Source organism: Bacteroidota bacterium, from assembly GCA_017303905.1.
Lineage (GTDB): Bacteria > Bacteroidota > Bacteroidia > B-17B0 > Aurantibacillaceae > JAHEYG01.
The window spans coordinates 1,150,554-1,164,561 of record JAFLBH010000001.1 but is presented as its reverse complement, the minus strand read 5'-3'; the positions used below and the strand labels follow the sequence as shown (position 1 = coordinate 1,164,561).

Annotated in this window: 4 protein-coding genes; all 4 read left to right on the top strand. The window is 40.7% G+C overall.

Annotated features, from left to right (window positions below):
* The first annotated feature begins 71 nt into the window (after positions 1 to 71).
* The gene (locus J0L69_04920; protein ID MBN8692515.1) at positions 72 to 566 is read left to right on the top strand and encodes a hypothetical protein; all 495 of its coding nucleotides are present in this window, start codon (positions 72 to 74) and stop codon (positions 564 to 566) included.
* A 10-nt stretch (positions 567 to 576) separates the two neighbouring features.
* Positions 577 to 3,774, top strand: a complete 3,198-nt coding sequence (locus tag J0L69_04915) for a gliding motility-associated C-terminal domain-containing protein (GenBank protein MBN8692514.1) — start codon at positions 577 to 579, stop codon at positions 3,772 to 3,774.
* 178 nt (positions 3,775 to 3,952) lie between these two features.
* The gene (locus J0L69_04910; GenBank protein ID MBN8692513.1) at positions 3,953 to 7,837 is read left to right on the top strand and encodes a gliding motility-associated C-terminal domain-containing protein; all 3,885 of its coding nucleotides are present in this window, start codon (positions 3,953 to 3,955) and stop codon (positions 7,835 to 7,837) included.
* Between the two features lie 299 nt (positions 7,838 to 8,136).
* Positions 8,137 to 13,926, top strand: a complete 5,790-nt coding sequence (locus J0L69_04905; protein MBN8692512.1) for a gliding motility-associated C-terminal domain-containing protein — start codon at positions 8,137 to 8,139, stop codon at positions 13,924 to 13,926.
* Positions 13,927 to 14,008: the final 82 nt, after the last annotated feature.

Sequence of the window (14,008 nt, the reverse complement as noted above, 5' to 3'; positions counted from 1 at the left end):
AAAGGGAGTTCGAAAGTTCTCCCTTTTTTTATTGTTCTTTTTTATATATTGTGTAACCAATCAAATAGATTATGAAAAAACATTTTATCCCTTTATTAATGAGTTTTATCCTCTTAGCCGGATTTAATTCACTAAATGCTCAGGTGAGCGGTAACGATTACCGGAAAGTAGTGCTTGATTTGCTTCCTGAAGTTAATCTAGATAACAAAATTTTATTTATCAATGTATGGCAATCGTCAGACATTAATTCGCGTGAAAACAATAAAGAGTTTTTACGTGTAAGTAACATTTACAGCTCTGCCAAACTTAAAAACGGTTCTAAGGGAGTTGCTTATGTTAACTTATCCCTTGATAAAGATTTATACATGTGGATGATGAGTGTTAAGAAAGACTCTGTTTCTTCTCCATCCACCTTAGATAATACCACTGCAAAATACGAAGCTATTACTAAATTATTCGGTGATTTTACCGGTAACGTTATTGTTGGCGCTGATGGAAACATTATTGCTAAAGACATTAAAAAAGAAAATTGCTTCAACATCTTCCGTTCATTAATAACCCGCTAAAAACAACATCATGAAAAAAATATTATACTTTATAATTGCTGTTCTGTTTTTTGCGAATGATATTTTTTCGCAAGTGGTAACGGCTTCCGATTGTACAACCGCAGTAAACGTGTGTACAAGTAACTCTTTTACTGTATCGCCGGCCGGATCAGGCTTTGTTGATTTCACTACAGGTAGTAACGTATCTAATCCAACTAATAATCCTGCGGGTATTGTTCCTCCCGGTGGAAGCGGTTGCTTAAAATCAGGCGAGTTAAATCCAACCTGGATGATTATTAATATACAAACTCCGGGAACACTAGAATTTTCGATGGGTGCGGGTACCGGTCCTGGTGCTCAATCGGGTTGTTATGACTGGATTATGTGGCCATATAACGCTACTACTTGTGCCGGTATTAATGCGAACACACAAGCTCCTATTCGCTGCTGCTGGAACAATCATTGTTCAGGTGGTACAGGATTAGCTGCCCCTGCCAATATTCCGGCTGGTGGTTTTCCTGATGATTACGGAGCGCCAATCAACGTGAATTGCGGTGATCGTTTCATTCTTTGTTTTTCTAATTATAGCAGTGTAAGTACTTCCGTTCCGCTTAATTTTTTCGGAACAGCGGTAGTTTCTTGCTCCCCATTATCAAGTACTTTATCCATAGCAAGTCAATCTATTTGTCCGGGTTCTGTGGCTACTTTATCAGTTCCAAGTTCAGCAGGTACAACTTATACCTGGCAACCTGGTAACGTTTCGGGCAATACTTTCACTACTTCCCCTATCACCACTTCAACGTATACTTTATTCGCCAGCAACTCGTGTGGCACTTTCAGCGGAACAGCAACTGTATTTGTTTCTCCGGCTATCAATATTTCATTTGCAAATACAAATGGTAACTGCTCCCCTCCATCACTTGGTTCATCAACTGTAACCGCAACAGGAGGAATCGGCTCTTTAAGTTATTCTTGGTCGCCTGTAGGTGGCACTTCTACTGTTGCAAATAACTTAACAACGAATGTTTACTCTATGACGGTAACCGACGCTCTTGGTTGTAAAGCTACATCAACAACTTCCATTGTAGCCCCTGCTCCATTATCATTCTCATTAAATACAAGCACAGGTGGAACTGTATTAGCTTGTAACCCTAGCTCAATGACAATTAATGCTGTAAACACATCGACGCTTTCAAACGTTACCTACACCTGGAATCCGGGTAACTTTAATGGTAGTTCATTGAATATTACAGCTCCGGGAGTTTATACTGTTGTGGGTCAGGACCAAACCGTTGGCTCATGTGTGGCAACACAAACAATTGCCATCTCTCAAAACACAACTGCTCCAACAATTACTGTAAATCCAACTTCAGGCAATATAGCTTGTAATGGGGCGCCTATTTCCTTTACTGCTATTACAACTACCACCACAAATATTGTTGGACAATGGTTCGGGCCTCCTGGTGTTCCTTTAACTGGTGTATCAGGCACGCCATTGAATGTAGTGGTAAATGCTCCGGGTACTTATACGGTAGTTTTCACCAATGTAGCTACCGGTTGTGCAAGTTCTCAAACAGTATCCGTTACATCTAACTCGCAAGTTCCAACCATGTCTGTAACTGCTAATTTAGGATATACAATTACTTGTTCTGTACCGTGCGTGAGTTTAGCTATTTCATCCACATCAACAGTTGCTCCGATTTCGTATTCATGGACTAACGTAACTACAAGCGCAATTTCTACACCTGCGAATGGAGGTTACTCTGTTTGCGTTCCCGGAAATTACATTGCAGCGTTTAAAGATGGTTTCGGTTGTACTGTAACACAAACTGTAACTGTAATGATTGATACTGCTCGTATCTTCCCTACAGCAATTACTAATTTACCAAGCAATAGCTATACATTAACTTGTACTAATAACACTTTATTGGCTACTGCAATCTCTAATCCTATGTTGTCTGCTAATAATTACAGCTGGACAGTTCCGCCAAATCTAACCACATTTACAAATCAGGTGATTGTTAATTTAGCGAATATCACTTCAAGTACATCACCAACTAACTACACGGTATTATGTACCAATCCTGTTAATGGTTGTGTTGGCAGACAACGCGTGCAGTTTTATAAAGACGTATTTGTACCTAGATATAACGCGGTATTCACGCCAAGTGCTATTACCTGTGCGAATCAGTGTGTGCAATTTTCACCTCAATTAGCAACCGGTACGTCAACCATTCCTATTACATTTACATTTACCTCACCTGCGCCTACTACAACTAATAATATACCTGGTTCTACTTTCTGCGCTCCGGGTACTTATACAATGGATTACACAAATAGTTTAAATGGATGTTCATCTGTAACTACAGCGGTTGTTCCGTTAAACACAGTTCCGCCATCTACCGTTCCTTTGGCTCCGGTACAAATTCCATGCGGACAAACAACAACTATTATTACAGCCGGAACTACAACAACATCGACAAGTTATTCTTATACATGGGCGGGTCCTCCGGGTGCAGGATTTAGTTGTGCTTCATGTTACAGCACCAGTGTGAATGCTCCCGGAACATACTTTGTGACTATTTATAATACTATTAATGGTTGCCGAACATTTAATACAATTGATGTAACATCAGGTAGTCTAAGCGTAAGTTTAACCCCTAATCCGGCGGAGGGCTATGCACCGTTAGGAGTTAACTTCTCCAATAATTCTCCGTTTACCAGTAGTTCGGGAACAATTACCACTGTTTGGAGTTATGGAAACGGTCAAACAGCAACTACTACCAGTTTAGCAAACACTTATACCGGTAGCGCTACGCCATATCCAAGTGGCAATACTACTTATACTGCTCCAGGAACTTATACTGTTTTTTTAATGATGACGCAAACAACAGGCACCGCATCTTGCGTCGGAACTGCAACAGCTCTTGTTACAGTTGACATTCCATCTGATTTAACAGTTCCAAATGTGTTTACACCAAATGGAGACGGAGTTAACGATAACTTCACTTTATTAACCACTAACATTACCGACATTACTTTCACCGTATTTGATCGTTGGGGAGTGAAGATGTATGATGTGAAATCTGAATCAGGAAATGTTTCTTGGGATGGGAAAAACTTTGGAGGAAAAGAAGTTCCTGCAGGAACGTACTTCTATGTCTTAAAGGCAAAAGGTAAAGACGGAGAAGAATATGAACAAAAAGGAAGTATGAGTTTGTTCAGATAACGAATATGTTTACTTTATTAATACTAAAGCCCTGGAAAATTTCAGGGCTTTTTTTATGGAAGTTTTTAACAAAATCTTGTTGTTAAAATTCTTAAAATGAGTGAATGGTAGCAATGGGTTAGTGCAGGAATTGAAGTTTCTAATACGATTTAAGAACTTTATGCAATATATTAACCGCATGAGAAGTATTAAACTGTTTTTTGCTCTATTTATTACGCTATTTTCATTCCATCGCGTTAACGCTGGTCACGGAATGGCACTTGTAAATCCATCATTTACTGTTGGTGCTACTGCATTAACCTTTACAGCAAGTTCTAACGCTGCTACGTGTGGTGGCGGTCCGTATTGGTTACAAGTGGAATTACGTTGTACTTCCGGTCAATTAACAGGAACTCCTCCAGCTACCATGCAAACAAACTTATTGAACTGGACAGGACCGGGTGTAACCTATGCAAATTTTCCTTGGTATAACGCATTGCTTAATGTGCCTAATTACACCTTAGGTAATTCCTGGCCCGATAACTGCACAACAGAACCTTACCATCCTGTTAATATTCCTTTCACAGGATTATGCCCTGGACAAACCTATTTCTTTTCTGCTCGCGAGTGGGTAAGCGGTACCAATACAGTTGGTCCTTGGACAACCCCAAGCTCTTTTGTTGTTCCCGGAGTTTTCGTTCCTCTTAACTTTAACGTAGTTGCAACTCCTTCTGTTTTCTGTGCACCCGGTTCTTCTACTTTAAATGTAAATAGCATCACAGGAGGTTGTGGACAAACTAGCACCTTATGGTCGCCAGGCGGTTCCACCTTAAATACTATAGTCGTCTCGCCCGCAGCCACCACAACTTACACGGCACTCGTCAGTACACCTTGTAATACCTTAACAAAAGTCGTCACAGTAAGTGTTGTGCCCAATGTATCTGCGGCATTTACACCGGTGAACTCAGCAACATGTACCGGATCCACTGTTCAATTTAATCATACCGGAACAGCAGGTGTTTCTCATACTTGGTCTGCAGCTCCGGCAGCAGGTGTTACAATTAACACAGTCAATTCAGCAAGTCCTTCAATAACGTTTGCTAATCCTGGTAACTATGTCATTTCACATACAGTTTCCGCCGGCAGCTGTACTAATGTTGTGACTACAAACATCACCGTATCGGGTGTGGCAGTAACATTTAGCACTCCTAATTACACACAGTGTTTGCAAGGAAATAGTTTTACTTTCAACTCGTCTTCGGCTGTAGGTACCCACACTTATGCTTTCAATCCAACGGTCGGCGCACCTCCAACAGGAAGTACAGGCACGTACGGACCGGTTAGTTTTACGGCTCCCGGAACATATACTGTAACTTACTCCAATAATAACGGTGGATGTACCGCAACCAGTTCTTCTGTTGTAGTCATTAATCCACAACCAACTGTTACAGCTAATAATAACGGGCCAATTTGTACCACAAATACTGCAAGTTTAACCGGAACCGGTGGTGGTACTTATAACTGGTCGGGCCCTGGAGGATTTACATCTGCTTTGCAAAACCCAAGCATACCAAATGTTGCTTTAACTAACGCCGGAGTTTATTCGTTAACTGTTACCTTGAACGGCTGTGTAGGAACTGCTACTACTAACTTAGCAATTTCAACAACCACTGCAGCTGCAAATAATACCGGACCATATTGCGCTGGTGCAACCATTCAGTTAAATGGTACTGCGGGAACAAGTTATACTTGGAGTGGTCCGGGTGGATTTACTTCTAATTTACAAAACCCTACCATTGCTAATTCAACAACTGCCATGAGTGGCACTTATAGCTTAGTTGTAAATACCGGGGGTTGTATTGCTTTAGCAACGACTTCAATTACCGTAAATGCTAGCCCAACACCTACAGCAAGTAATACAGGAGCGTATTGCGCCGGTTCAACCATTCAGTTGAATGTTGGCGCGTTTGCCACTTATACCTGGAGCGGACCTGCTGCATTTACATCTAACGGTCAGAACCCAACGGTAACAAATGCACAAGCTACAAACGGCGGTGTATATACTGTTTCTGTAACTGCTGCCGGTGGATGTATTGGTACATCAACAACAAATGTTGTAATTAATCCTTCTCCGAATCCTATTGCGGGAAGTAACAGTCCGGTTTGTTTAGGAAATGTAATTAACTTGACATCTAACGGTGGCGGGACCTACTCCTGGAGTGGACCAAATGGCTTTACCTCAGCTCTACAAAATCCGGTGATTGGTTCATCCACTGCATTAAATGCCGGCGTGTATAGTGTAACAGTTACTAACTTAGGTTGTACAGGTACATCATCTGTGAACGTATCGGTAATCAGCCCTACAGCTTCAGCTGCAAACACAGGACCTTATTGTGCGGGTTCAACCATTCAATTAAGCACTAGTGGTGCTTTGACCTATACATGGACAGGACCAGGTGGTTATACTGCCAATACACAAAACCCAACTATTGCTGCATCTACTACTGCTATGAGTGGCGTTTATAACGTAACATTAAGTGCAGGTACTTGTACAGCCACTGCCTCTACAACTATCGTGGTGAATCCTCTTCCATTACCTACAATTTCAGCAAATGATCCTATTTGTGAAGGCGTTGCTTTAAACTTATCCGGAACCGGCGGCGTGACTTATAGTTGGACAGGACCAAATGGATTTGTTTCAAATTCACAAAATCCAAGTATTCTTGTTTCGTCTGTAAACAACTCAGGTAACTATGTATTAACTGTAACTGACGCGAATGGATGTACAAATACAACAAATACAATAGTAACTATAAACGCATTACCAACACCCGGAGCTACCGGTGGGGCTGCCTGTGAAAACAACAATATTCAGTTGAACGCTAATGGCGGATCAACTTATAGTTGGAGTGGCCCGAATGGATTTACATCCAACATACAAAATCCGGTAATTGTAAATGCGCCATTTGCTGCAAGCGGACAATACACTGTTGTTGTAACAACCGCTGCAGGTTGTTCCGGCACTACTTTTGTAAATGTAAATGTTACAGCTGCTCCTGCGGTTCAAATAAATGTGAATGGTCCGATTTGCGAAAACAATAATCTAAGTTTTACTGCCAATGGTGGTAGCACATATCAATGGACTGGGCCAAACGGATTTATTTCATCACAACAAAATCCGGCAATTACTGCGGCCAATGCTAACATGAGCGGTATATATACTGTAATAGTAACAGATGCTAACGGTTGTTCAACCACGGCAACGGTAAATGCTGTTGTTAATCCAAACCCAACAGGAACAATATTATCAGGAAATGTCAAGGGATGTACACCTGTATGTGCTACTTTTTCACTTTCTTCAAATCCGGTTGTTACAAGCGCAGATTGGAATTTAGGTGATGGAAATTCGGAGAATGGAGTTACGTCAATTAATCATTGTTATACGAGTACAGGTGTGTATACCTTAACAGCATTATTTACTGATTTAAATGGCTGTAATGGATATGCTACAAGTACCGTCGAAGTAGTACCTAGTCCGGTTGCGGATTTTAATTTTGCTCCGCTTAAACCAATTATTAATCAAGATCAAATTGTAACATTTACGGATGCTTCACATGGCGGAAATATTGTTAGTTGGAATTGGTTTTTCATGAGTAATGCAAGTGCTACATCCAATATGCAGAATCCAACTTACATGTATACAGAACCCGGCACTTATGCAGTTGCATTAGTTGTAAAAAATGACATTGGATGTACAGACACTTTAATTAGACCGATTGTTGTTGGTGAAGATTTTGGAATTTATGTACCGAATGCGTTCACGCCAAACAACGATGGTATTAATGACATCTTCCAGCCAAAAGGTTTCGGAATTGTAGATTATGAATTACAAATTTTTGACCGCTGGGGTGAGAAAATTTTTGGCACAAAAACTTTTGAAGAAGGATGGAACGGAACGCGTCAATCGAAAAACGATGTTAAATACGGAATACTCATGGATGGCACTTACACATGGTTAATCAATGTGAAAGATGTATTTGGAAAAGCACATGAGTTAAAAGGACACGTTACGTTAATTAAATAATTTCAATATTTTTTCAATTTAAAGCCAATCGACTGATTGGCTTTTTTTTTCTATATAATTCAATTTAGATAAGACTAATTGGATTTAGCAACAGATTAATTATAAACTACTTATAATCAATCATTTAATCGAATCGTCTTTCTGTAACAAAAATTATTTAACTGATAATCATTAAATTGTAGAAACAGCTCCTGTTTAGGAATCTCATTTTAGTTCGTGAAAGTAATCTTATATCGAGTAAAGAAATTGACAAAAGTCAATGTTAAAAATACATTTACTACAACTAACAACTACCCAACATGAAAAATAAAATCACAAAATTTTTCTTTAGTGCATTAGCACTTGTTTTTTTATCCAATCTTACCTTGGCACAAGCGCCATTTAAGTATTTAACTTATGTTTTTCCTGCAGATTCGTTAAAAGGTTTTGATGAAGAAGCAGCAAAACAAGAAGCGTTAAGCAGAGGAATGGTAGGTTCGGAATATTACGTAATCATGTATAGCATGAAGCGTGATTTCATTAATAAAAAATATGGATATTATACAGGATCAAACTCCAATGCTAAGGGAAGTAATCCTGTTATTAATGCAGCACCTTGCGTGAATGAAGATTTCGAAGCATCTCCTTCTACAACTTCTACCAACACTGTAGGTACTATTGGTACTAGCTTGCTTGGCTGGCAAGCCTCATGGGGACAAAACTCAGGTATAAACGGATCATGTACACAAAATGGTTGTTGCCCAAACGCAAACGTAACGGATGCTTGGATTCGTACAACTCCATGGACGGCACCTGCACCACTTGGTGTTATTCCTACTTCACCTTTTGGTGGAACAAAAGTTATTCAGATGAATGATAACATTACTGCTAAAGGGGAAGTGGTGCGTATCCAACAAACTTTTCCAGTAACTCCTACAAATGCATTATTTCAATTTGCTTATAAAGCTTGCTTAAACGGTTCCGGGCACGCCTGTTGCGATCAACCATACATTCGCGTTGAGTTGTTAGATTGTATGAATAATATTTTGGCTTGTCCTCAAGTAAGTATTACGGCTCCCGGTCCCTCATGCGCTACGGTAAGTGCTACGGGTTGGGCAACAAATGCTTCAAATATTTCATATACTCCCAACTGGATTATTAAAGCAATAGATTTATCTCCATACTTAGGATCATGTGTTACAATTAAAGTTACCGTTGGTGATTGTGATGGTTGGGCGCATTATGGTTATGCTTTCTTCGATTTTCAATGTTTACCAATGACAGTAACAGTTAATAACATTCAATTCCCTGCAGGTTCAGCAGCGGTTTCCGTTGCAGCTTGTGGTGTTTCTACAGCTACCATGGTAGCACCTCCCGGATTAGCACCATATACGTGGAATGGTCCTCCCGGCAGTGGTGTAACTAATAATCCAAATCAAACTGTTACAACAACCATGGCTGGTAATTACACGCTCGTAATGAATCCTCCCGGAATTTGTACACCAATTACTAAAACAGTGAACTTACAATTTGGTACTTTCCCTACTGCCGGATTTACGGTCAATAATAGTTGTACAACTTATACTATAACAAATACAGGAACCGCTGCGCCATCTATACAAACTTATACTTTTGTTGGGCCCGGAGCTCCATCATCGTTTACAACAACATCACCAACATCCGTCGTCAATTTCCCACCAAGTACAACATTTACTATTCACCAAACAGTCACGAACCCTCAGAATTGTCCGTCTACATTTACCATGGTGATTACAACACCTCCCGGACCTTCTCCGGCATTTACAGCGGCACCGTCATTTACACAATGTTTGCAAGGAAACTCATTTACATTTAATCCTGCTGTAGCCGCGGGAACTCACGCTTGGTCATTCTCTCCTGCCGCAGGCGCACCTGCTCCAGGTACCGGCAGCCCATATGGACCTGTTAACTTTACCTCAGCAGGAACTTATACAGTTGTACATACAATCAATAACGCTGGCTGTGTTTCTTCAACTCAATCATTAGTTTTAGTAAACTCCGCTCCTACTGCATCTATTTTAACTGCATCCGCGCCACCATGTGCCGGAGCAACCGGCTCTTTAAGTGGTGCCGGCGGGCCGGGAACATTATCATGGGCAGGGCCGAACGGTTGGACCGGTGTTGGATTAAGTGCAACAGTTCCAAATTGGCAGACCGTTAATAATGGGATTTATACGCTTACTGTAAACAACTTCGGTTGTGTAACAACAAGAACGGTACAATTAAGCATGGGAGTTGTTGCCTCTCCAACCATTTCGAATTCCGGTCCTGTTTGTATTGGACAAACACTCACTTTAACTGCAATCCCTCCAGGTGGAACATCTTGGTTTTACTGGTACAGACCAACTCCATACTATTATGGAGGCTATAACATACCATCTCCAACTATTGCTGTGACCTCAACCACTCAAGGAGGAAATTACATTTTCTACATGGGCTTCACCGGATGTCCAACTCAAACCTTTGCGACTAATGTTCAAATTATTTCTCCTACAACTCCAACTGTATCAAATACGGGACCTTATTGCGCCGGACAAACCATACAGTTAAATGCAGTTGGTAATAGTGGCACTGTTGTGCCAACGTTTACTTGGACGGGACCTGCAACCTTTACTGGAAACATATCTAATCCAACCCGTCCAAATGCAACAACAACAATGGGCGGTATATACACGGTTACTATGTCAATCGGAAGTTGTAAATCTTCCGGTACAACAAACGTAGTTATCAATCCTATACCAAATCCTATTGCAGGAAGTAATAGTCCGGTTTGTGCCGGAAACACATTAAATTTAACTTCTTCCGGCGGTACAACCTATACGTGGAGTGGTCCGGGTGGCTACACTTCCACTACACAGAATCCTTCAATTACAAACGTTTCTTCTACTAATGCCGGTGTTTATACCGTCACAGTATCTAATGCGCAAGGTTGTAAAAACACAGCAACAGTTAATGTAACGGTTACTACCCCTACTACAACTGCAGCTAACACAGGTCCGTATTGTGCAGGCACTACGATTCAATTGAGTACTCCTGCAGCAACTACTTACACGTGGACAGGACCGGGTGGATTTACTTCAGCGGTACAAAATCCTAATATTGTAAATTCAACAGCTGCAATGTCTGGTGTTTACACAGTATCTGCTACAACCAGCGGTTGTAAGTCAACTGCAACTACAAATGTTATTGTAAATCCTTTACCAACACCTGCTGCTGCAAACACAGGGCCGTATTGTCCGGGTAATACCATACAGTTAAACGTTGGTGCATTTACAACTTATACTTGGTCAGGACCTGCCGCATTCAGTTCAAATTCTCAAAACCCTACTATCGCAAGTGCAGCCGTAACCAATGGCGGAACATATAGTGTTTCTGTATCTGATGCAAATGGTTGTATTAACACAACTACCACTAACGTTGTTGTCAATCCAACACCAAATCCCATTGTTGGAAGTAACAGTCCGGTTTGTTTAAGCACGGCTATTAATTTAACAGCGACCGGCGGTACAGGTTATTCTTGGAGCGGACCAAACGGATTTACCTCCGCATTACAAAATCCTACTATTGCAAGCGCTACAGCTTTGAACGCTGGTGTTTACACGGTAACTGTAACATCTCTTGGATGTACTAATACGGGAACTGTTAATGTAACGGTTCTCAGCCCTACTACAAGTGCTACTAATACCGGACCTTATTGTGCAGGAACAACGATTCAATTAAATACACCTGCGGGTGCATCTTATAACTGGACCGGGCAGGGTGGATTTACTTCAACATTACAAAACCCAACCATTCCTGTTTCAACAACAGCTATGGCCGGGGCATACAATGTAACTGTAACAGTTGGTACATGTACTGCATCTGCCACAACCAATGTTGTTGTTAATGCATTACCTGTACCTGCTCCAACTAATACCGGTGCATATTGTGTTGGTGGAACCATTCAACTAAACGTTGGTGCATTTAATACTTATACTTGGAGTGGTCCGGGTGGATTTACTTCTAACTCTCAGAACCCAACAATCGCAAATATTTTAGTAACGAACGCCGGATCTTATTCTGTTGCTGTTACTGATGCAAACGGATGCTCGAATATTGCAGCAACCAATGTTGTTGTTAATCCGCTTCCAACGCCTGTAGTAAATAACCCTACAACTTGTGAGAATACAGTTATTGGATTAACCGCAACCGGTGGTACTGCTTATGCGTGGAGTGGTCCGGGTGGATTTACATCTACCATGCAAAACCCTAACATTCCATCTGCTTTAACTTCAATGAATGGTAATTATACCGTTACTGTTACAGATGCTAACGGTTGTGTGAATACAGCAGTTGCAACTGTTTCTGTGATTGCATTACCAATTCCGAATGCGGTTACCGGCGGTGCTGTTTGCGTTGGCGCCACTTTAAACTTAAATGCTTCGGGAGGTACATCATACAGCTGGACAGGACCAAACGGATTTACATCTACATCTCAAAATCCTAACATTCCATCAGCAACATTAAATGCCGGCGGAACCTATACTGTTGTTGTTACAGCAAACACATGTACCGCTGCTACAACTGTTGTTGGTGTGATAAATCCATTACCTACGCCTAACATTGTTACTAATAGCCCAATCTGTACCGGACAAGCATTAAACTTAACCGGAAGTGGTGGTGTTTCCTATAGCTGGAGTGGCCCGAATGGATTTACTTCAATGAATCAAAACCCTAGCATCCCATCTACCAGTGTTGGAAATAGTGGTAATTATGTTCTGACTGTAACAGATGCTAATGGTTGCGTAAACTCAACCAATAGCAACGTTGTGATTAATCCTACACCAAATGCATCTGCAGCTGGTGGAACAGCTTGTGAAAATCAAAATGTTTCTCTTAGCGCGAATGGTGGTGCAACTTATGCTTGGAGTGGCCCGAATGGATTTACATCTAATTTACAAAACCCAACTATAGTTAGCGCGCCATTTGCTGCATCAGGTCAATATACTGTTGTTGTAACCAGTGCGGCAGGTTGTGTAAGTACAGCATTCACATCTATAGTAGTAAATCCTGCGCCGGTTCCTAATATTGTTATTAATACTCCTATTTGCGTGAACAATATTTTAAACTTAAGCGCAACTGGTGGTGTTTCTTACTCTTGGACCGGCCCGAACGGATTTATTTCAACAACTTCCAATCCTACAGTAATGGCTAATAGCACTGCTTACAGTGGTAACTACATTGTAACAGTTACAGATGCTAATGGATGTTCTGCAAATGCAAATGCAAATGCGGTTATTAATCCTTTACCAAACGCAAACATTACTGCCATCAATAACACCGGATGTTCACCTGTTTGTGCAACTTTCAATATCACTAGTAGTACACCGATAACTACAGCAAATTGGACATTAGGTGATGGTTCGGTAGGAACCGGAAACAGTGTTAATTCATGTTATGTTACTACCGGAATTTATACGGTAAACGCGGTTGTAACAGATGCAAATGGCTGTACAAATACAGCTCAAAATATAGCTGAAGTTTATCCAAAACCTGTAGCTGATTTCAATCACGCGCCGCTTAAACCAATTTTAAATATTGATCCGGAAGTAACCTTTACTGATGCTTCTCACAGTGCTAATATTGTAAGCTGGCAATGGTACTTTATGAATACTGCTCAATATACTTCTACACAACAGAACCCAACATTCATGTATACAGAACCTGGTACTTATGCTGTAGCATTAGTTGTTAAGAGTGATAAAGGCTGTGTTGATACGATTGTTAGACCATTAGTAGTTGGAGAAGATTTTGGAATTTACGTTCCAAATGCATTTACACCAAATGCTGACGGATTAAACGATGTGTTCCAACCAAAAGGCTTTGGAATTGTAGATTATCAATTACAAATTTTTGATCGTTGGGGTGAAAGAGTTTTCTCAACTAAGAAATTTGAAGAAGCTTGGGATGGAAAATACCAAGGTCGTGGTGGAGATATTATTGAGCAAGGAACCTACACTTGGTTAATCAATGTTACCAGCGTATTCGGAAAAGCACATGAGTTAAAGGGACATGTTACCCTTATAAAATAAAGACTAACTATGTTAAAAAAGGCTGCAATTCAAATTGCAGCCTTTTTTATTCCCCAAATAGCGAATTACTTAGGGGGGCTGG